Source organism: Gillisia sp. CAL575 (assembly GCF_000403785.1).
In the GTDB taxonomy this organism is placed as follows: Bacteria; Bacteroidota; Bacteroidia; order Flavobacteriales; family Flavobacteriaceae; genus Gillisia.
Genome location: NZ_APHJ01000019.1, coordinates 107,867 through 129,924, shown reverse-complemented (window position 1 = coordinate 129,924; position 22,058 = coordinate 107,867). Strand labels below are relative to the sequence as shown.

Annotated in this window: 22 protein-coding genes; 3 read left to right on the top strand and 19 right to left on the bottom strand. The window is 34.5% G+C overall.

The genetic code is table 11. The features are described from left to right. Positions 1-4: 4 nt before the first annotated feature. The 14 genes from bioB to I130_RS01825 all read right to left on the bottom strand — a co-directional run bounded on the left by bioB (position 5) and on the right by I130_RS01825 (position 12,671). Positions 5-1,096: a biotin synthase BioB gene (gene bioB / locus I130_RS01890; RefSeq protein ID WP_034918369.1), complete on the bottom strand. Its 1,092-nt coding sequence runs from the start codon at positions 1,094-1,096 to the stop codon at positions 5-7. Positions 1,097-1,377: 281 nt separating this feature from the next. Continuing rightward, on the bottom strand, positions 1,378-2,535 hold the full coding sequence (locus tag I130_RS01885; RefSeq protein WP_034918365.1) for a beta-ketoacyl synthase N-terminal-like domain-containing protein: 1,158 nt from the start codon (positions 2,533-2,535) through the stop codon (positions 1,378-1,380). A gap of 88 nt (positions 2,536-2,623) precedes the next feature. Then, positions 2,624-3,217: an SET domain-containing protein gene (locus I130_RS01880; protein ID WP_034918362.1), complete on the bottom strand. Its 594-nt coding sequence runs from the start codon at positions 3,215-3,217 to the stop codon at positions 2,624-2,626. Positions 3,218-3,277: 60 nt separating this feature from the next. After that, positions 3,278-4,543: an adenosylmethionine--8-amino-7-oxononanoate transaminase gene (gene bioA, locus I130_RS01875; protein WP_034918358.1), complete on the bottom strand. Its 1,266-nt coding sequence runs from the start codon at positions 4,541-4,543 to the stop codon at positions 3,278-3,280. Positions 4,544-4,570: 27 nt separating this feature from the next. Then, positions 4,571-5,194 carry a dethiobiotin synthase gene (gene bioD / locus I130_RS01870; protein ID WP_034918354.1) on the bottom strand — a complete coding sequence of 208 codons (624 nt, stop codon included), beginning with the start codon at positions 5,192-5,194 and terminating at the stop codon, positions 4,571-4,573. Then, positions 5,187-5,603 carry a DUF2007 domain-containing protein gene (locus tag I130_RS01865; RefSeq protein ID WP_034918350.1) on the bottom strand — a complete coding sequence of 139 codons (417 nt, stop codon included), beginning with the start codon at positions 5,601-5,603 and terminating at the stop codon, positions 5,187-5,189. The genes bioD and I130_RS01865 overlap by 8 nt, the downstream gene beginning before the upstream one ends. Next, positions 5,600-6,760, bottom strand: coding sequence for an aminotransferase class I/II-fold pyridoxal phosphate-dependent enzyme (locus tag I130_RS01860; protein WP_034918346.1), 1,161 nt, complete (start codon positions 6,758-6,760; stop codon positions 5,600-5,602). The genes I130_RS01865 and I130_RS01860 overlap by 4 nt, the downstream gene beginning before the upstream one ends. 122 nt (positions 6,761-6,882) lie before the next feature. Further along, positions 6,883-7,302: a monovalent cation/H(+) antiporter subunit G gene (gene mnhG, locus I130_RS01855; RefSeq protein WP_034918343.1), complete on the bottom strand. Its 420-nt coding sequence runs from the start codon at positions 7,300-7,302 to the stop codon at positions 6,883-6,885. Then, positions 7,299-7,571 carry a cation:proton antiporter gene (locus I130_RS01850; protein WP_034918339.1) on the bottom strand — a complete coding sequence of 91 codons (273 nt, stop codon included), beginning with the start codon at positions 7,569-7,571 and terminating at the stop codon, positions 7,299-7,301. The genes mnhG and I130_RS01850 overlap by 4 nt, the downstream gene beginning before the upstream one ends. Further along, positions 7,568-8,044, bottom strand: a complete 477-nt coding sequence (locus I130_RS01845) for a Na+/H+ antiporter subunit E (RefSeq protein WP_034918337.1) — start codon at positions 8,042-8,044, stop codon at positions 7,568-7,570. The genes I130_RS01850 and I130_RS01845 overlap by 4 nt, the downstream gene beginning before the upstream one ends. Then, a complete protein-coding gene (locus I130_RS01840) occupies positions 8,034-9,566 on the bottom strand; it encodes a proton-conducting transporter membrane subunit (protein ID WP_034918335.1) in 1,533 nt (510 codons plus the stop codon). Before I130_RS01840 ends, I130_RS01845 begins: the two co-directional genes overlap by 11 nt. Beyond that, a complete protein-coding gene (locus I130_RS01835; protein WP_034918332.1) occupies positions 9,563-9,916 on the bottom strand; it encodes a Na+/H+ antiporter subunit C in 354 nt (117 codons plus the stop codon). The genes I130_RS01840 and I130_RS01835 overlap by 4 nt, the downstream gene beginning before the upstream one ends. A gap of 3 nt (positions 9,917-9,919) precedes the next feature. Next, positions 9,920-10,333 (bottom strand): Na+/H+ antiporter subunit B, encoded by a 414-nt coding sequence (locus tag I130_RS01830; protein WP_034918329.1) that lies wholly within the window; start codon positions 10,331-10,333, stop codon positions 9,920-9,922. Between the two features lie 31 nt (positions 10,334-10,364). Then, positions 10,365-12,671: a putative monovalent cation/H+ antiporter subunit A gene (locus I130_RS01825; protein ID WP_034918326.1), complete on the bottom strand. Its 2,307-nt coding sequence runs from the start codon at positions 12,669-12,671 to the stop codon at positions 10,365-10,367. A gap of 201 nt (positions 12,672-12,872) precedes the next feature. On the opposite strand from I130_RS01825, the gene I130_RS01820 reads away from it, so the two are divergent. The 3 genes from I130_RS01820 to I130_RS01810 are packed head-to-tail and all read left to right on the top strand — an operon-like array spanning position 12,873 to position 15,419. Beyond that, a complete protein-coding gene (locus tag I130_RS01820) occupies positions 12,873-13,382 on the top strand; it encodes a DUF2975 domain-containing protein (protein WP_034918322.1) in 510 nt (169 codons plus the stop codon). Positions 13,383-13,385: 3 nt separating this feature from the next. After that, complete coding sequence (locus I130_RS01815) at positions 13,386-13,595, top strand: helix-turn-helix domain-containing protein (RefSeq protein WP_034918319.1); 210 nt, start codon at positions 13,386-13,388, stop codon at positions 13,593-13,595. Positions 13,596-13,646: 51 nt separating this feature from the next. Continuing rightward, positions 13,647-15,419 carry a M61 family metallopeptidase gene (locus I130_RS01810; protein WP_034918317.1) on the top strand — a complete coding sequence of 591 codons (1,773 nt, stop codon included), beginning with the start codon at positions 13,647-13,649 and terminating at the stop codon, positions 15,417-15,419. Between the two features lie 141 nt (positions 15,420-15,560). Here I130_RS01810 and I130_RS01805 read toward each other — a convergent pair whose 3' ends face one another. The 5 genes from I130_RS01805 to I130_RS01785 all read right to left on the bottom strand — a co-directional run bounded on the left by I130_RS01805 (position 15,561) and on the right by I130_RS01785 (position 21,970). Beyond that, on the bottom strand, positions 15,561-15,848 hold the full coding sequence (locus I130_RS01805) for a FoF1 ATP synthase subunit delta/epsilon (protein ID WP_034918315.1): 288 nt from the start codon (positions 15,846-15,848) through the stop codon (positions 15,561-15,563). An 81-nt stretch (positions 15,849-15,929) separates the two neighbouring features. After that, entirely contained in the window at positions 15,930-17,441 is a 1,512-nt protein-coding gene (gene atpD, locus I130_RS01800) for a F0F1 ATP synthase subunit beta (RefSeq protein WP_034918312.1), read from the bottom strand. 276 nt (positions 17,442-17,717) lie between these two features. Continuing rightward, positions 17,718-19,568 carry a glutamine--fructose-6-phosphate transaminase (isomerizing) gene (glmS, locus tag I130_RS01795; protein ID WP_034918308.1) on the bottom strand — a complete coding sequence of 617 codons (1,851 nt, stop codon included), beginning with the start codon at positions 19,566-19,568 and terminating at the stop codon, positions 17,718-17,720. Positions 19,569-19,571: 3 nt separating this feature from the next. Beyond that, complete coding sequence (locus tag I130_RS01790; RefSeq protein ID WP_034918306.1) at positions 19,572-21,143, bottom strand: DUF4270 domain-containing protein; 1,572 nt, start codon at positions 21,141-21,143, stop codon at positions 19,572-19,574. 14 nt (positions 21,144-21,157) lie between these two features. Next, the gene (locus I130_RS01785; RefSeq protein ID WP_034918305.1) at positions 21,158-21,970 is read right to left on the bottom strand and encodes a glycogen/starch synthase; all 813 of its coding nucleotides are present in this window, start codon (positions 21,968-21,970) and stop codon (positions 21,158-21,160) included. Positions 21,971-22,058: the final 88 nt, after the last annotated feature.

The following is a 22,058-nucleotide window of genomic DNA, read 5'->3' as shown; positions in this document are numbered from 1 at the left end:
GATATTATAAACTGGTTTTAGATTTACCCTGAGCTTCGAGGTTTCTTTCAATTTTATGACCCGGTCTAGACCATTTAGGCTTTTCTCCTAGATTTTGGTATTTAGACTCGGTAGCTGCCACACTTTCTGGTTGTGATTTTTTAACGAATGGCTTTTGCGGTAGAAGACCTAAAGCTTTAAACATCTCCATATCCTCACCAACATCTGGGTTTGGAGTAGTTAATAATTTATCTCCTGCAAAAATGGAATTAGCACCCGCAAAGAAGCACATTGCTTGTCCTTCTCTACTCATTTGAGTCCTTCCAGCAGAAAGTCTTACTTGAGTTTCTGGCATTACAATTCTAGTTGTAGCAACCATTCTTACCATATCCCAAATAGAAACCGGCGCTTGTTCTTCCAATGGAGTTCCTTCAACCGGCACAAGTGCATTTATTGGCACAGATTCGGGCTGCGGGCTTAAGGTTGACAAAGCAACTAACATCCCGGCACGATCGTCATTAGACTCACCCATTCCAATAATTCCACCACTACAAACCGTAACATTGGTTTTTCTAACGTTTCCAATAGTATCCAGTCTATCTTGATAACCTCTAGTAGAAATCACTTCTTTATAATATTCTTCTGAAGAATCTAAATTATGATTATATGCATATAAACCAGCTTCAGCTAAACGCTGTGCCTGATTTTCGGTGATCATACCTAAAGTACAACACACTTCCATATCCAGTTTATTAATGGTTCTCACCATTTCTAAAACCGAATCAAATTCTTCTCCGTCCTTTACATTTCTCCATGCTGCACCCATACAAACTCTAGAACTTCCTGATGCTTTTGCTCTTAATGCTTGTGCTTTCACTTGATTCACACTCATAAGATCGTTTCCTTCAATATCTGTATGATATCTTGCAGCTTGTGGGCAATAGCCACAATCTTCTGGACATCCTCCTGTCTTAATGGAAAGTAATGTAGAAACCTGAACTACATTTGGATCATGATTTTCTCTATGTATAGAAGCTGCTTCGTAAAGAAGATCCATAAAGGGTTTGTTATATATTTCAAGAATTTCTTCCTTGGTCCAGTCGTGTTTGATTGTCATGAAATTGTATTTGAATTCAAAAATAGCTAAAACTAAGCTTTCTTGGATATTTACTTATAAAAGTTTTATGTTGAAACCAGCCAGAAGCCAGAATATATTAATTTTTAAAGGTGAGTAGATAAATACTCATTACGTTTATTGTTTATTCTATTTAATTTTCGGTTGTTAAAACATCTGGTCTTGTCTGTTCGAGCGTAGTCGAGAACTCTTAGTTTAAAAAGGAGGTTTCGATTCCGCTCAACCTGACACCCTTCTAAAAATTAAATTTTTTCTATTGATCGCTATTTAATTTTCGATAATAATATAGAAACAGCATTCCCACCAAAACCGACAGCATTTACCAGTATATTTTCTAACTTTTTTGGTGCTTTACTTATTGCTGAAAATGGAACCGGTATAAACTCATTCTGCTGAAGCATTAAAATAGCCAACTCCATACTCAATATCCCTGAGGCTCCAAAAGTATGGCCTATCTTCCATTTATTAGAAGTTAAGGCCGGAAGCTCATTTCCGAAAATTGCTTTTATTGCATTTATTTCTGCTTCATCGCCTTTAATAGTTCCTGGCGCATGCATTACCACAGCATCAATCTCGCTCATTGCTAAATCTCCAATTGCCATTTTCATAGACTTTTGAAAACATTTTCCATTTGCTGAAATAGATACCGAATGTTTCAATTCTTCTGTAGCATATCCAATCCCCGTAATCTTGGCAATACTTTTCTCAGCATTATTGGAAATACAAGCCACTCCTGCCGCCTCGCCCAGTACCATAGAATTGTGATCTTTTTCCATATTTAAAGCCTGGCAAGGATATTTTAGATCTTTTGTAGCATAGATCTTCATCGCTTTCATCTGTGCGATCGTAAAAGGGGTTAAGGCAGCTTCACTCCCGCCAACCATAAACTTATTTGCAAAACCAGATTGAAGCCAAACCACGCCGTTTAAAACAGCATGTAAGCCTGTAGAACAAGTTACACTATGTGAAATATCTGGGCCAGACACCCTTAAATCTTGCGCCACCCAAGAGGAAACATTTCCTAAAGTGGTACTTGGAGATGCCAAGACTTCTACTTTCCCTTTCTTTATAAATTCTGCGTGATGTTTCTCGAAAAGCTGAGTTGCACCTCGGGAGCTTCCAATATTTATCCCAATAGAATCACCTTTGTCCCAGCCTGCTTCTTTAAGTGCCATTCTAGCCGAAAAAATGGAATATAACACAGATTTATCTAGGCCTTTAAATCTGGATTCAGAATTTCTTAAATCCTCTATTTCTGCCGTTTGTTTTGATGAAAGCCTAGCTGCGAAAGCTTCCCTACCAGTAAAATCGTGTTTTTCAATAAAATGCTGATTAGTTTTATAATTATTCCAAATTTCTTCTCGTGAAGTTCCTAGAGGAGATATAGAAGAGATAGAATTTATATAAACAGGATGTTTCAATTGATATAATTTTCAGCAAAAATAAGGCCTAGAAAAGATTTCTGTTAGTTTATTATCTTAAAATTGGTGAAAAATCTTACGCATAATTTTACTTCACTTTTTCAGAATAATAAAGTTTCAATATAGAATCTAACTTTTTTTCACCTCTAAATATTTGCCTTATAATTATTTGAACTCTTTGAGGCAATAAAGATTCTAAAGGTTGTGGAATTTGAGTAATCCGTTTAAAAGAAGGTTCCAATTTAGCATCCCAATCTTTATGAAAATTCAAGAGGTCATCTGGATATACCGTAGTTCTGTAAGTTCCTTCATCCTTCGCTTTAAATGCAGCAGACACATTTAAATATCCATAATCATCTGTTAACTCTTCTCCAGGTTGAATGTCTCGAATAGCAATTTCAAAATCGTATGCTGTGGAAATACAGTTTGAATTAAAACTGTGATTTACATATTTTGCAGTATCCCAGCACAACACATAGTTTCCTTTATTATTCCTGAAGCTGAATTTATCTATCATCTCCTGAGTAAAAGCCAGCATTTTTGCCACCTGCAGCGGAGTATAAACTTGATCCAACTCATCTTGAACCCACGTGATCGTGCCTTCAGGAATAAGCTTTGTGGCTACGATTCCGTAACCAATCTCTTCACTAATAAATCTAACTTCTGTATCTGGATGTATCATATAGCGATTATAACTAACCGAAATTAGCTATAATTATCGCTTATATATTTCAAAAATTAGTTAAAATATCTCTAATGCAGAAATTATAGAATCATACACTTTTTGCAATTCTTCTTGCGAGATCACATAAGGCGCCAAGATATATATGGTATTGCCAAGTGGCCTTAGAAAAACTCCATTGCCCATAAAATGCTGAAAGAGTTTATTTCTTAAATTACCGTAGCGCTCCATTTCCACAATTAATTCAAAAGCAAGAATAACACCCAACTGACGCGGATTTGTAACTTTTGGATGATCTTTGATTTTTTCTAAAAAGCAAGAATGCGCTTGAATTACTTTCTGTATGTTTTGTTGAATTTCTTCTGAATTCAATAATTCTATACCCGCCAAGGCAGCAGTACAAGACAGTGGATTTGCTGTATAGGTGTGGCCATGAAACAAACCTTTTGCAATATCATTATCGTAAAAAGCCTTATAGATATTCATAGAACAAGAAGTGATCGCCATGGGAAGCAAACCTGCAGTAAGTGCTTTAGACATGCAAATTATATCTGGCTGCTCGTCCATATATTCTGAAGCGAAATTCTTTCCGGTTTTACCAAAACCTGTCATCACTTCATCTGCAACAGTAATTATTTCATGTTCTCGGCAAATTTTTAAGATATCATTTAATCCTTCTACATCATGCATTTTCATTCCAGCGGCACCTTGAACAAGTGGTTCATATATAAATCCTGCAATGCCATTCACTTTCATTAAATTGTCTAACAACTGAAGAACTTCTTTATTATTCTCACCATTAGGAGTAGGAATACGAACAACTTCCAAAAAATGATCTTCAAAAGCCCCGTTATAAACTGAAAGTCCAGAAACTGACATTGCCCCAAACGTATCTCCATGGAATCCTTCTTCAAAAGCCAGCATCACTTTTCTATCGTTACCAAGGTTAAAGTGATATTGCAAGGCCATCTTGATCCCAATTTCTGTAGAAGTAGAGCCATTGTCGCTAAAAAATAACTTTTCTTGATTTGGAGGTAAGATCTTAATTAACTCTTCAGAAAGCTGGATCGCTGGTTCATGGGTAAATCCGCTAAATACAACCTGATCTAATTTCTGCATTTGCGCGGCAACTTTATTGGTAATAAAAGGATTACAATGCCCGTACATAGCAGTATACCAACTGGAAATCCCGTCTATGTATACTTTCCCGTTCTCATCCCATAATTTCACTCCTTTAGCCTTCACGATCGCCAGAGTATCTGGAGAAGTTTTATGCTGAGTTAAAGGGTGCCAAAGGTGCTTTTTGTCTCTTTCAGATAATGTCATTTCTTAATACTTAGGGATATTATATTTTTAAAGAGACTTTAGATTTTCGTGAAAAATACTAGCATATTCCTTAATCACATTTCGGTCGAAATAAGGCTCGATATCAATTCTTCCAATAAATTTAATACCTGTCATTTCCAGAATTACTTTTTCTGTACTCTCATTTTCATCTCCATTAAAAATGATTCCTGCAATGCTCAATCCTTTACTTTTTAAAACTTCAATAGTAAGCAAAGTATGATTGATACTTCCTAAGTAATGTCTGGATACAAGAATAATCTTATCTGTAGGCAGCATAATATCTGCAATGGTTTCTTTTAAATTTATTGGAACTAATAATCCTCCAGCACCTTCAATAACAAGATGTTTAGATGTTTTTGGACGCTTTAACTTCTTCCCTATTAAATTAATTCCATCTATTTCTGCTGCTGCATGAGGACTCATAGGAGAATTTAATTTTACTCCTTCAGGATAGAAAAATGTTTCATCATTAGAAATGAGCTTTTCAACCTTTTTTGAATCACTATTTTCCAAGTCTCCAGCCTGAATTGGCTTCCAGTAATCTGCCTTTAAAGATTCCGTTATAATGGCAGCGGTAATAGTTTTACCAACATCTGTCCCAATGCCAGTTATAAAATAAGTATTATTCATCTAAATTAAATTTTTGTTTACAGGTTTCACACCTGTATTCGTAGCGTGTGTAGATTGGTAAAGCAGTCGTTAAAAATGAGAAAAGAAAAAAGAACATAGATTTTAATCCTCTAACATTGGTGAAAAGTTCCACTTTTGGACTACCACAAACTGGACATTCTATTTCATGCCCATTATTATCTAAAGAATAGTCGCTGATAGATCTTAAGATTATCATGGCCTTATCTTCATCTTCTTGCCAAACCTTTAGTTTTACTCCTCCAATTGCATTACTCACCAAAGGATCTGTATCTACCGTAAACTGGTCGTATAAAAAAACCTCTATACCTTCAGCCTCTAATCTAGATTTGATTATTTGAGCTTCTGAAGAGTATTGAAATACCGCTATTTTAGAAAAGGTTTCTTTCATTTTATAAAAGTAGCCAATAGTTCAAGAACATCCTTTATCTCCTCTTTTGAATTACAACTATGCAAACAAAACCGAAGCCTTTCTTTACCCTTTGTAATTGTGGGACTTAAAATAGGTTTAACACTGAAACCTTTATTTTGAATTTGATGCGCGATATTTTTAACCTCATTATTCCCAGAAACTATACAACAGTGTATCGCAGAATTGCTATTTATAAAGTACTGCTGAAGATTAAGTCTTTCTATTTCAGATCTAAAAAATATGATATTTTCTTGAAGTTTTTTTAATTCTGAATTTTTAGAAGCGTCCAATTGCTCTAAACATTGATAGGCTGCATGGATTGAAGCTACTGAATGTGGCGATAACGCCGTAGTATAAATAAAACTTCTGCAAAAATTCACTAAATACTGAGCCAGTAATTCACTTCCTAAAATTGCTGCGCCGTGAACTCCAAGTGCTTTTCCAAAAGTGATAATTCTAGCAAAAACCATTTTCTCCAATCCTAAAGCCTGAACTAGACCTTTACCTTTCTTGCCAAAAACACCTACTGCATGGGCTTCATCTATTACCATATGAAGACCCTCTTCTTCTGCGAAATTTGAAAAAGCTTTTAGATCTGGACTATCCCCATCCATAGAAAATACAGATTCTGTGACTACGTATATTTCGGCATTTGCTTCTGTAGTAACTAGACTCAATCTTTTTTTAAGATCTTCAAGATCATTGTGACGGAATTTATAAGCTTTTGCATTGCTCATTTTAATCCCATCCCGGATAGAGGCATGCACTAATTCATCATAAAGGATGAGATCCCCCCTTTGAGGAATGGCAGAGAAAAAACCAATATTAGCATCGTATCCAGAATTAAATATCAATGCAGCTTTGGTATTGTGAAATTCTGCGATTTGCTTTTCTGATATTGGATATAATTTATGATTCCCAGAAAGTAATCTAGAGCCTGTAGCACCATTTTGAAGCAGTTTGGATTCTTCCAAAATTCTCTGAGCCCTAGAAAACAATTCAGGATTTAATGCAAACCCCAAATAGTCGTTAGACGCAAAATCTAATAAATTATTGGAAGATCCCAATTCTCTAAAAGCATTTTGATGCCTTCTGTTTTCAAGGCTTTTCTCTAATTTTAAAGGGAATTTTTGCATCGACCTAAATTACAACATTCAGAAATCTATAATATTTGAAGTAGATAGTGATTTGTTTAGAGATTCTCACAATAAACTATTCAATGTTGTGTTTTGTTATAAATTCTTCAGAAGAAAAAAAATTATTTAAGAGGCTTTTTTTTAACCAAGGCCTTTTCGTTCTTTTCGCGCTTCTTTAATTCCTCAACATCTTCACTCTTTAATTCCTGAGTTGCTTTATTATATTTCCCTTCCATATCGTCCATTATAGAGTGTTTCCATAATTTTACTCCAGAAAAATAACTAGCTCTTCCAATTAAATGCCCACTTATGGGGGCAGTGAGGAGAATAAAAAGAATTATAGCTAAAACTCTTGTAGTAATAGAAAAATCCTGAAAATGGATTGCAGCTGCTATAAGCAATAGACCGACCCCCAAGGTAGCGGCTTTAGTAGTTACAGATATTCTTAGGTAAGAATCTGGCATTCTTATAAGCCCAATACTTGCTAACAGAATAAAAATAGCTCCGGAGAATGAAAATATTGCTACTAAAATATCTGTCATTTTTTGTTTCTTTTTTGAATATAATACGAAAATGCAACAGTACCTAAAAATGCGATAAGAGCCAAGATCATTGCAACATCTAAAAAAGATGGTCTGTTGGTGAGTATACTGTAACCGCCAATAAACCCAATTCCTGTTGTAATAATTAAATCTAAGGCTATGATCCTGTCAACAATACTCGGACCCTTTAAAAACCTATACATAATTAGTAATACCGAAAGCGATAGAATAGGAATTACGATATAAAATATAAACTCGTGTAATGTCATCTTAATATCTCTAGTATACGTTTTTCAAATCCGTTCTTAATACTATCTATAAATTTCTCTCTTGAGGTTATATACATAGAATGCACATATAGTACCTTTCGATCATCTGAAACATCCAGACTTAAAGTCCCGGGAGTAAGAGTTATCATATTAGCAAGAAGTGTGATCTCTACATTTGTTTTTGCTGAAAGCGGAATTTTCACAATTCCCGGACTCATGTTGTAGTGAGGCGTCATAACTTCATAAGCTACCTGCACATTTGCCTTAATAAGTTCATATAGAAAGAAGAAAATAAATGCAAGCACTTTTGGCAAGATCTTGAAATACTTTGCGTTTCCTGAACCTGTGGTGATCATTCTCATCGTGAAAAAACTAAAAGCAAACCCAAATATATAATTGGCAAAGGTGAAATCTCCCGTAAGAGCTACCCAAATACCCATTAATATTATGTTGGATAAAAATCTATTCTTCATGATCTATAATTTGCTCTTTTCCCAATACCGCTTCAATATATTGCTCATTATCTATTAGTTCTCCAGCGACTCTAGAAGATACTTGTTGTATATGTTCAGCTCCAAATCCAATATACAAAGATACCAATGATAAAAATATCATAGGCGCAATCATTTGAGCCTTTCTGATGGTTTTAAGTTTATCAAAATATCTAAAATTCAATCTTACAGGAAGTTCTTTCTTTTCTTTCCAAACCACACTTGCCCAAACCTTCGCAATTACTATAAGTGTAATTAAACTTGCAAAAATAATCGCTGCTACCACCCACCATCTTTCAGATTCGAATCCTGCAATTATCAATGAAATTTTTGGCCAGAATCCAGATAAAGGAGGAATTCCTACCAATGAAAATAATGGGATCGCAATTAATAAACTCAACTTTGGAAAATCTGCATACAATCCTCCTAAGTTCCTAATGCTATTAGTTCCTCTTATTCTAAATATCAATCCACTAACCATAAAAAGGTTTGTTTTTACAATAATGTCATGAATTAAATAGAATATCGTTCCAGCTATAGCCACTTCTGTAAATAATCCTAAACCTGCAATCATATAACCAATATGACAGATGATAAGATAGGAGAACACCTTTCTTAAATTATTCTGAACCAAAGCTCCAAGACCACCACTAAACAGCGTGAGTACGGCCATAATGAGAATAATATTTTCTATAAAATGATCCCCCACAAATATTAAAGTAAACACCCTAATTAGGGCATAGACACCAACTTTAGTTAGTAAGCCTCCAAATATTGCAGCAACTGCTGATGGCGGGGTATGATAGGAGTCTGGCAACCAGAAATAAAGCGGGAATACAGCTGCTTTGATGCCGAATGCGACCAGAAATAGTATCGCAGTGATCTCAACCAAACCTCTGTTCTCTATGGCTGCAACTTTTAAAGCAAGATCTGCCATATTTAGTGATCCTGTAAGACCATATAATACTGCAATAGCAGTAAGGAAGATCATGGAAGCCAAAATATTAAGTGTGAAATATTTTACTGAACCTTCTAATTGTGCTTTTTCGCCCCCAAGAGTAATTAGAACAAAGGAGGAAATTATTATAATCTCAAACCATACATATAAGTTGAATATATCTCCAGTTAAAAAAGCTCCATTTAATCCTAAAAGCAGAAAATGAAAGATTGGAAAGTACCCAAATTTTAAACGTGCAGCAACTACGGAAGCCGAGGAGAAACTGGATACAGCAAGTCCTGAAATTGCAGTAAGTAATACTAGTGTAGCCGAAAGTGTATCTGCCACAAATATAATTCCAAATGGAGGTTTCCAGTTCCCTGCCATTACAATTTGAGTTCCATTTTCCCAGATATAACTAAATAACCAGATAGAAACCCCAACATTAATGATGCTTCCAACAATGCTGATTACACGTTGCCATGAAATTTTTCTCCAACAAAACATCAAAAGGATGCTTAGAAACATTTGAAGCAATAGTGGATATAATACTAACTGTTGTGTCATGAATCTTTATCTATTGCGTTCATTTCATCTAAATCGTCTGTTTTTACTACCTTAAAAGCTCTTTTTATTAAAATAATAGCAAAAGACTGCAATCCAAAACTAATTACAATTGCGGTTAATATAAGTGCTTGTGGAACAGGATCTGCGTATACAGATTGGAATACATCGGAATCTGCAGGAATAATTGGAGGGCTTCCCTTTACTACTCTTCCAAGTAGAAAAATGAGCAAATTTGCACCATTACCTAAAATAATAATTCCGAGAATTAACTTCACTAAACTTCTACGTAGAATCATGTAGATACCTGCTGCGTATAAAACTCCGATCATTATCGCTAAAAGTATTTCCATAGTTTAAGCAGATTCTGAAATTGTAAAAATTATAGTTAAGGTTACGCCAACAACAACCAAGTAAACACCAAGGTCAAAAAACAAAGCGGTACCTAAAGACCCTAAAACAGGTAAGTGTTCTGGATACCATAATCCAGTCATATATGGCTGATCGAAAAATATCACAGGAGTGACACCAGCCAAAAAGGCCAGTGCTAGACCTACAGGCATTAAAAATCCCGGGTGTATTTTAAGTAAATCTTTTGTATTATCTAAGCCTCTAGCAAATGAATGTAATACAAAAGCAATAGAAGCTATTAATCCGCCTACAAATCCACCTCCTGGGGAATAATGACCCCTTAGAAGTATAAATATTGAAAACAACAGCAATACCGGCAAAAGGTAAGTAGAGGCTGTTCTTAAAATTATTGTTTTCATCTTTAATCGTTTTAAATTATTTCAGATTCAATTAACGCTGATCAGATTTTTTCAATCTTAATTTTAATAATGCAAATACTCCAATTGCAGCAATTGCCAAAACCGAAATTTCTATCATAGTATCTGATCCTCTAAAATCTACTAAAATAACATTTACCACATTTTTACCATGTGCAAGAATATATGCGTTTGCTGCATAATAATCACTTACCTCACTACTTTTTGGTTCAGCTAAAACTTCTAAAATCAGCAAGGTTATAATGGTTCCAAAAGCTATTGAAAGTACACCATCCCGAATCCTCATTTTATAATCTGACAATTTGAGATACTTCGGTAATTTATAAAGTACTAGTACAAATAGGATCACAGTAAGTGTATCTATAGAAAACTGAGTCATTGCTAGATCTGGAGCACTATAAATTACGAATAAGATACATATAGCATAACCAATAATTCCCATGGATGCCACCGCAGCCAATCTAGATCTTGTAAAAACAGTATATCCAATTGCAATAAGCATTACTATAGAAGTTGCAGCTTCATAAACAGTAATAGGTGAAAAGGAATTAAAATCTACCGCAAAGTTGGCTTTACTAAACAATGAATAGCCAGTTAATGCAATAAGAAATATCATTATCGTAGATACATAATTTCTTAAATATCCATTCTGGAATAAATTGGTCCAACCATTAGAAAACTTAAAAAAGAAAGCCCATGAATTAGTGATGATCGTTTGAGGGGAGAATTTTTCGAATTTAGCTATCCATGCTTCCAGTTTTTTTGTTGGCTTCAGTTTAAAGTAAAGCACCGTTCCTAAAGCTATAGTGATTACACTTAGCAATAGAATAACATTAAAACCGTGAAATAATTTTAAGTGAATATCACTTTCATCTAATCCCATAGAACTAACCATAGGTTTCACCAAAGAGCCTTCAATGAGTCCGGGAAAAATCCCGAACACTAAACATCCAACGGCCAATATCACTGGAGGAAGCCACATTAGAAAGCTGGGCATTTTAGTTTTCTCAAACCTTTCAGGAAGCGATCCTGTAAAGGGTTTTATTCCCGCTACAAAACCAGCATAAAGCAATAATATCTTGGTAATTACAATTAAAACCATCAATAAAATTGCCATATTACCAAAATGCAATGTAGATTCATAGGTAAGTTCTTTTCCTATAAATCCAATTGTTGGAGGTATACCAGCACTAGAAAGTGCTGCTAAGAACCCAGCTATAGCAACTGGAAATAATACTTTTCTTAATCCGCGTAAAACAGTAGTATCTCTTGTCCCAGTTTGATGATCTATTATACCTGTAACCAAGAAAAGTGTTGCTTTATATAAAGCGTGCACAATTATAAATACTGCCGCTGCAGTAAGTGCATCTACAGTACCCTGTCCAATTAAAAATACTAAAATTCCTAAAGCAGATATCGTTGAATAGGCCAGAACTCCCTTAAGATCTGTTCTAAAGAGTGTATGGATGGCAGAATAGACCATAGTGATAGCCCCAACGATTATTAAAGTTGTATTCCAAAATTCATGATCTCCTAAAACAGGAGTTAACCTCATTAGAAGATATATCCCCGCCTTTACCATCGTTGCGGAGTGCAAATAGGTAGATACTGGAGTTGGTGCTTTCATTGCTCCTGGTAACCAGAAATGGAATGGGAATTGTGCCGATTTAGTGAAGCCTGCTCCAAAAATAAGAGCTACTACTAAAATATAATAAGGATTAGAAGCAATCTCAGGATTCATTGTTAGCATTTCAGCAATGCTATAAGTCCCAGTAATTGATCCTAAAAATAATGAACCTACCAATAACGAAAGACCTCCAATCCCTGTTATTGCTAATGCTATTAATGCAGATTTTCTAGATTCTCGACTTGTATTATTAAATCCAATCAGGAAAAAAGATGAGATACTTGTTAATTCCCAGAAAACAAATAGTGAAATCAGGTTGTCAGATAGCACAAGGCCAAGCATAGCGGCCATGAACATACTCAAATATCCATAAAATCTGTCTAAATATTTATGACCTTTTAAATATGCTGATGTATATACAAATACCAGAAATCCGATTCCGGTAATCATTAATGAGAATAGGAGGGAAAGTCCGTCTAAAGTAAAACCAAGGTTTACACCAAAAGCCGGAATCCAGGAATGGAATTGAGAAATTACCTCTCCATTTGAAATTCTACTAATGAATTGAGCAAAGTAAACAAATAGCGCTAATGGAATCCCTGCCGCAAGGATAGAAAATTTCCCTTTAAAAAATTTTCCAGTAAAAACCAGAAAAAGAGAAAAAACAAAACCTAAGAGTATAGCTATAAGCATGGGCAACTTCAAAATTCAGTGTTCCGCAAATATAATAGTTATTATTGAGGAATAAGAACACTAGTTCCATATAAAATACAAAGCATTATACAGAATTAAATCTATAAATATAAACCCTATGCTCCTGAAATTAAAAAATTAATTATTGTTTATCAATAATTAATTAGTAGGTTTGTTATTGAAAAACGATAATAAATAAGTATGAGATCTTCAGAATGGACTAAAAATATTTTCAGTGTAACTTATTATTTGCTGGTTATTGGGTGGATACTTCTATTGGGCATATTACTTTACGCTATATTCATTAATTCTGATGAAATTCTAGAAGTTATGGGAGATGCTGAGGAATTTCAAATCAAATCGGAGAACGCCCTTTATACTTGTCTAACATATGGATTATTGTCTGGCGCACTTTGGATTTATATATTATATGTATTTAAAAATCTAATACAGAATCTAATTTATGGCCCGTTATTCACAAAGCTACAGATCGCTAGCTTCAATTTAATTGGTCAATTAATAATTTTTACAAGCATTTTAGATGCATTATCTATAGTGATTGTAAAAGCAATACTTAATAGCCGTTTAGAAATAGAATTTGACTTATTTGACTTTTGGTTTGTAATTGCAATAGGTACATTTTTAATATTTCTATCTCAGATTTTTAATAAGGCCCGAATGCTAAAACAAGAAAACGATTTAACCGTTTAGATTATGGCTATAATTATAAACTTAGATGCCGTTTTAGATAAAAGAGGGATGAAGAGCAATGAGCTAGCTGAAGCTATAAATATTACTACCGCCAATCTTTCTATACTTAAAACTGGGAAAGCAAAAGCAGTTAGATTTTCTACCTTAGAAGCTATTTGCAAAGTTCTGGAATGTCAACCTGGAGATATTCTGGAATATATCGATGAAGATTAATAGTAGACTTTAGGTTATTGCTTATTTTAGAGCCTAAAACCTTATACCACGATGCGTAAATTTTTATTTCTATTGCTTATTTCTGCTGTTTCATTCTCTCAAACCAATACTTATGAGATATCTTTTGATAATGCAATTCATCACGAAGCTAAAATTAAAGCTAGCTTTCCAAATGTAAAATCGCATGAACTTGTTGTTTCCATGAGTAGATCTTCTCCTGGAAGATATGCTATTCATGAATTTGCTAAAAATGTCTATGCATTTAAGGCTACAGATAGTAAAGGGAACCAATTGGAAGTGACCAGAAAAGATCCATATTCCTGGAATATAACTGGACATGATGGAACCGTAAATGTTGAATATTCGTTATTCGGGAATCGGGCAGATGGCACCTATTCTCAAATAGATAACACCCATGCGCATCTAAACATGCCTGCTACTTTTATGTATGCCGAAGAACTTGATCATAGACCCATAGAAATAACTTTCAACACACCCGAAAATTCAAATTGGAAGGTTGCCTCGCAACTTAAGCCAGTTGAAGGAAACACCTATATGGCTCCAGATCTTTATTATTTTATGGATAGCCCCACAGAATTAAGTGATTTTAGCTTAAGGGAATTCAAATTGGATGGAAAAAATATCCGATTTGCATTACATCACGATGGTACTGATGCGGAATTGGATGAGTATTTTGATCAGGTAAAGCGAATTGTACAACAAGAAAAGCAAGTTTTTGGGGAATTACCTGATTATGATTATGATGAATACACCTTTATAGCTTGCTATTTACCTAATGTATCTGGCGATGGAATGGAGCATAGAAATAGTACTATTTTAACGGACACCGAAAGTTTAAAGGATGGAGGAATGAAAGGAAATATAGGTACTGTTTCTCATGAATTTTTTCACTCTTGGAATGTGGAAAGAATAAGACCGAACGATCTGGAGCCATTTAATTTTTCTAAGGCTAATATGTCAGGATCTTTATGGTTTGCAGAAGGTTTCACAAGTTATTACACCAATCTCATTCTTCATAGAGCCAAAGTTTTGACTGAAGAAGAATATGTGAAGAGCTTAAATGGGACTTTCAACTATGTTTGGAATTCCCCAGCGCATCAATTTTTTAATCCAATTGAAATGAGTTATCAAGCTCCTTTCGTAGATGCAGCGACTTCAGTAGATCCTGTAAATAGAGAAAATACCTTTATATCTTATTATTCTTACGGAAGCATTCTTGGACTAGCATTAGATTTAGAACTTAGAAGTAAAGGTTTGAATTTAGACGATTTCATGAAGCAGGTTTGGAATACCTACGGAAAAACAGAGGTTTCCTATACAATTGAAAATCTTCAGGAAAGTCTAAAAAAATACGCAGGATCAGAAATTGCAGATAAATTCTTCGAAAACTATATCTATAAAAGCGAAATGCCTAAGTATAATGAGCTTTTTGTATCGGTAGGATTAAACCTTAAGCAAGATGCTGAAAAAGGATATTTTGGAGCATCACTGAAAATTAATGACAGTTTAGTACAAATAATAAGCAATCCAAAGATTGCTAGTCCAGCATATACAGCGAATTTAACTAGTGGAGATAAAATAACTACTGTGAATGGAAGCCTTATTTCCTCCATGGAAGATTGGGAAAACATCTTAAAAGAAAGCAAACCAGGAACTGAATTAAATATTTCTTATACGAGAGACAAGAAGGAAGCTAAGACAAAGGTTACACTTTCTAAAGATCCAACCTATACTATTAGCATCGATGAGAATGCAGATAAAAAAGCTGTAAAAACTAGAGAAGCTTGGTTAGCCACGAAATAAAAATTAATTTACATATCCTTCAATAGGCTCAGGGTGACATTCTGCTGTTACATTGAGCCTGTCAAAATGTGAATAAAGTCTAAAACAAAAAAAAAGCCTGTAGAAATTCAACAGGCTTTTTAAATATAATTTTTCAGCTAATTAATCAGCCAATACGATCGCTTTATTATCTTTCATTTCAAGCACACCACCTTTAATTGGGTAGAATAGTACATTGTTAGCTTCTTTCCTGAAAGCTGAAGGAAGACTTTTTAGCATTTCTGGACTTGCCGATACTAAATCTATCTTTACTTCCCCTTCTACTAAAAGTGAAACAATTGCAGCATGATGATTTAACATCTGAAATTCGCCATCAATTCCGGGAACTCTCACCGATACTACTTCTGCACCAAATACAACTGCTTCCGGAGTAACTATTTCTAAATACATATTTTTTAGTATTGAGTAGTTAGTATTAAGTAATTAGAAAAATGATCTCTCAAATCTAATATCTCAAATCTAAATACTAGTTTATGATTCAGCTAACATTTTATCTCCAGCCTCAATAGCTTCTTCAATAGAACCTTTAAGGTTAAATGCAGCTTCAGGATATTTATCTAATTCCCCATCCATGATCATGTTAAACCCTTTGATAGTTTCTTTAATATCTACCAAAACTCCTTTAAGACCAGTAAACTGTTCTGCAACGTGGAATGGCTGAGACAAGAAACGTTGTACACGTCTTGCTCTATATACCGCTTGCTTATCTTCTTCAGAAAGTTCTTCCATCCCAAGAATAGCGATAATATCCTGTAATTCTTTATAACGTTGTAACAATTCTTTTACTCGTTGTGCACATCTATAGTGCTCTTCCCCTAAAATTTCAGCAGTAAGAATTCTTGAAGTAGAATCCAAAGGATCTACTGCAGGGTAAATACCTAACTCTGCAATTTTACGAGAAAGTACTGTTGTAGCATCCAAGTGAGCAAATGTTGTGGCTGGTGCTGGATCTGTTAAATCATCTGCAGGTACGTAAACCGCTTGCACAGATGTAATAGATCCATTTTTTGTTGAAGTAATACGTTCCTGCATCGCACCCATTTCGGTTGCTAATGTTGGTTGGTATCCTACCGCAGACGGCATACGTCCAAGAAGTGCAGATACTTCAGATCCTGCCTGTGTAAAACGGAAGATGTTATCTACGAAGAAAAGTACATCTTTCCCTTGTCCTTCTCCTGCTCCATCACGGAAATATTCAGCAATGGTAAGTCCAGAAAGTGCAACACGTGCACGTGCTCCTGGTGGCTCATTCATTTGTCCAAATACGAAAGTTGCTTTAGATTCTTTTAAAGCAGCTTTATCTACTTTAGATAAATCCCATCCGCCTTCTTCCATAGAGTGCATGAATTCGTCTCCGTATTTAATAATACCAGACTCCAACATCTCTCTCAAAAGGTCATTCCCTTCACGAGTTCTTTCTCCAACTCCAGCAAATACTGAAAGTCCACCGTGCCCTTTTGCTATATTGTTAATTAATTCTTGAATTAATACGGTTTTACCTACTCCGGCTCCACCAAATAAACCAATTTTACCACCTTTTGCATAAGGCTCAATTAGATCTATTACTTTAATTCCTGTATATAATACTTCTGTAGAAACAGATAAGTCTTCAAATTTTGGAGAATCACGGTGAATTGGCAAACCAGCATCACCTGCTTTTGGCAAAACATCTAATCCATCAATAGGATCTCCGATCACGTTGAATAAACGCCCATAAACTTCTTTTCCTATTGGCATTTGAATTGGAGCTCCAGTCGCAACAACTTCTACACCTCTACTTAATCCATCTGTAGAATCCATAGATACAGTTCTTACAGTATTTTCACCAATATGTGATTGTACTTCAAGAACCAAAATAGAACCATCTTTTCTGGTAATTTCTAGGGAATCGTAAATATTTGGCAAATCAGCGTTATCTGCGTTGAAAACTACATCAACTACAGGGCCTATAATTTGTGCAACTTTACCTGTGATTTTAGACATTATCTAATTCTTTATGTTTAATATTGAAATCTTTGAAATAAGTTGGATAAAAATGAATTTATCTTAACCTATTTTCAGGCTGCAAATATAGTTTTTTCTTTATAAAAACATATAAGCTAATGCACAACTTTTTTTCAAGTTTTTTAAAAATTTCGTTTCAGAAGTAAATTACCTTAAAAACAATACGCACAGCAAGTTGTATTGAAAAATATCCCAACAAAAAATACCCTTCTCAGTGTGAGAAGGGTATTTTAGAAACTATAGGTATTTTAAATATTATTCTACTGTAACAGATTTAGCCAAATTTCTTGGTTGATCTACATTTTTACCAAGCATCACTGCAATATGGTAAGAAAGCAGCTGCATAGGGATTGTGGTTAACAGCGGAGTTAGAGATTCTATTGTATCTGGAATTTCAATTACATAATCTGCAATATCTCTCACTTCTTCATCACCTTCAGTAACTATTCCAATTATTTTTCCTTTTCTGGATTTAATTTCCTGAATGTTACTTACAACTTTATCATAATGACCCATTTTAGTTGCTATAACCACAACTGGCATTTGCTCATCAATCAATGCAATAGGACCATGTTTCATTTCTGCTGCAGGGTATCCTTCAGCATGGATATAAGAAATCTCCTTTAATTTCAAGGCTCCTTCTAAAGCAACTGGGAAATTATAACCTCTACCTAGATAAAGACAATTTGTAGCTTCTTTGTATTTAAAAGCGATATCTTTAATATGCTCATTCGTAGTTTCTAGAACCTTAGCGATCTTTGCAGGAATGGCCTCCAATTGCTGTAAATGATGTCTAAAATCTGAATCGGATATTGTACCTCTATATTTAGCTAATTTTAAAGCCATTAAAGTAAGTACTGTGATCTGAGTAGTAAATGCTTTTGTTGAAGCAACTCCTATTTCTGGACCAGCATGAGTATATGCTCCCGCATGAGTTTCTCTAGATATTGAGGAACCTACAACATTACAAACTCCAAATACAAAAGCTCCTTTTTCTTTAGCTAATTTAATTGCAGCCATAGTATCTGCAGTTTCCCCACTTTGGGATATAGCTATTACTACGTCATTTTCGTAAATAACAGGATTTCTATATCTAAATTCAGATGCATATTCTACTTCAACAGGAATTCTAGCAAGATCTTCAAAAATATATTCTGCTACCAGTCCTGCATGCCAAGAAGTTCCACACGCAACAATTAAAATTCTTTTTGCCTTAGCAATGCGCTCGATATTATCATCTACTCCAGCCATTCTAATGATGCCTTCATCAACTAACATTCGCCCTCTATAGGTATCTGTTATAGCACTAGGCTGCTCATAGATCTCTTTAAGCATAAAGTGATCGTAACCTCCTTTTTCAATCTGCTCTAAATTCAATTGCAATTCTTGAACATAAGGATCTACTAAAGAGTCATCTTGTATTTTCCTAACTTTAATTTCTTTACCAAGTCTTACTACAGCCATTTCTCCATCTTCAAGATAAATAGCATTATTAGTAAACTCAATAAATGGAGAAGCGTCTGATGCTATAAAGAATTCGTTTTCACCAATTCCAATAGCTAATGGACTACCTAACCTAGCAACTACTAATTCGTTCTCTTTTCTCTTGTCAAAAACGGTGATTGCATAAGCCCCAACGGTTTGGTTAAGTGCAATTTGCACTGCCTTCCCCAACATTACATTTTCATTGATCATTACATCTTCAATAAGATTCACCAACACTTCTGTATCGGTATCAGATTGAAAAGTATAACCTCTTTTTATTAATTCCTTTTTAAGCGAAGAATAATTTTCTATAATCCCATTATGAATTATAACTAAGTTCCCTGAATTAGAATAATGTGGATGCGAATTCACATCATTTGGAACACCATGTGTTGCCCATCTTGTATGACCAATTCCTACATTACCACTCGTAGAAGTGGTAGCCTTAAATTTTGCTTCAAGATCTGCAACTTTACCTTTTGTCTTACAAAGATTTAGTTCTTTTCCATCAAACAATGCAATACCAGCACTATCATAACCTCTATACTCTAATCTATGTAGCCCTTTTAATACTATAGGATAAGCTTCTCTATGCCCTATATAACCGACAATTCCACACATAATCTAATTGTTTGTTTCTGTATAATAAATATTAAATTTCAATCTTTTGTCCGCATCGGGAGAAAGGTTCCCATGCAGCACAGTACCTTCAGGAGAAATAACAGCTGAACTAGGAACTCTTGCAATACTATCTATTGTAGTTTTCAAGGCAGAATTTGTAACCACATTGGTGTTCTGCATAACCACCAATCCCAATTTTACATTGGTAGTATTATTATTTAAAATTTGTATAATATGATCTGTGATTCTAATCTTATATTTTATTCCTTCCCCCGTCTCTTCTCTTTCAAGTGCGGGAGCGTGGTTTGGATCTTGCGTAGCAGCTGTAGAAGTAAACACATAATAATCAATAATTGGTTGATAAGTTTCTAAATTATAAAGGTAAATATTTTCCGGCTCAGCATCTCCACCATCAACCCTATCTTGATCAACAAAAAAGGTCAAATTCGCCTCGTTAATCAACCAGTTATTAGCTCTCAATTCAGCTAATTCTGCTTCATCTTCAAATAACTTAATTACTGTAACTGTACCTTCTCCTCCCTTTAAATATAATTTCTCCGCACCTATTCCCTTATTAGCTCCACTTATTTCTGAAGCAATTGCAGCTGGAAATTCTTGAGAAAATGTATTTACTGTATTAGATCCGAAATTTAATTTATATGAAGAAGACTGTCCTATTAATTCTGTAATATCACCGTCCCCATCAGAATCTGAAGCATCTGTAACTTGAGAAGTATAATAAATAGTAATTCCAGCATCTGCATTAGTCGCGCTATTGAAATCAAGCAGTAACAAATTACCATCACCATTTAGTGGCTCAGCTTTAAAATAAATTCCTCTAATAAAATTCCTGAAGTTGTTATTATTAAAAAGCTCAGAAGACCCTACCTTATCAATAATATTCTCTTGAAAGAATTGCACAGGTAAATTTACTCGAAGTCTAGGCGCATCAAAAATAGTATCTACTTCGTTTTCATCATTAAATTCTCCATGCACCACTTCTGCATTTGATGGGAAAAAACTTTCATTTGAATATAGAGGAGAACCAACTAAACTATTTTCAAAAACAGGACCCTGATTTGAGTAATACTTTTGAACACTTGCAAAATCTGCTTCTGGATCAAAATTATTAATGAAAAAATTAGATCTACTTATGGTTAATTTATAAGGAGAATTCCCAAAAAGAGAATCTAATTGATAAACAGCATTTCCATCTTCTCCCGCTTCTAGTTCAGTATTAAAATAAGGTAATGTTAGTACTACACTATCTACAACAGCATCCGTTCCAAATTCAGGATTTGTAGTACCTAAGGATAACTGCGTTAAAACACTCGAAACTTGCTGTCCATAAACAGGGTCATTATAAACTCCTAACGAATTTACGGGAAGCCCATTAGTTTGAACTGGACCAATCTTATTGCTATAACCAATTATTCCAGCCTCGTATAAAGGGATAGAATCAAATTGACCAATAAGCCTTCCTCCAATGGTATTAAAATCATTATCACATGAGGTAAATGCTAAAACCATTAGCAAAGCTAAAGGAACTAAGCGTGCTCTTTTCAAAAATATCATTCGGTATAAATTACTTATTGCGATAAAACTTGAGTGTTGTAAAAATCTTGGTATGCCGTAGAAAATTCCTCAGGAGTTTTATAATCCAAAACAGGTTTTTCCAATTTCTTTAAGTATTTTGATAGTTCTGCAGGTATGTCATCTCCTCCAATAATTACTGCGTCAGAGTTATCTATTGCAGTTTTCATCAAATTAACATAAGTTGGTTTTTTCAAATGTTTTACATTATCATTATCCAACCCATCAAAAAGAATTTTTTTGTGCATGCTTGTATCTAACGACTCATCGAAACTTTGATTGTATACAGATGTAACAATTTTTGCGCCAGAAAATAATGGCTCGTTTCCATAATAATTTCTTAGATATAATGGCAATAAGGAAGATAGCCAACCATGGACATGAATAATATCTGGAGCCCAATTTAATTTCTTAACTGTTTCTATTACTCCTTTTGCAAAGAAAATTGCGCGCTCATCGTTGTCTGGAAATAAATTTCCTTCTTCATCTGTAAGTGTTGCTTTTCTTTTGAAATAATCTTCGTTATCTATAAAGTAAACCTGCATCCGTTCTTTTGGAATAGATGCAACCTTAATAATTAACGGCATATCCAAATCATCAATCACCAAATTCATTCCAGACAATCTAATCACTTCGTGCAATTGATGCCTTCTTTCATTGATGTTGCCATAACGCGGCATAAAAATCCTAATTTGTCCTCCTAAACCATTTACCATTCTGGCAGCTTCAAAAGACATAGATGATATATCGGTTTCGGGCAAGTAAGGTATAACTTCAGATGATACGTACAATATCCTCTTATCTTTCATAAATATTTTGCTTTTGCGAATAAAAAACACGCAAAATTACAAAATTTTATGCAGTTTGCCCTTAATATATTAAGTTTGCACGCTGTTA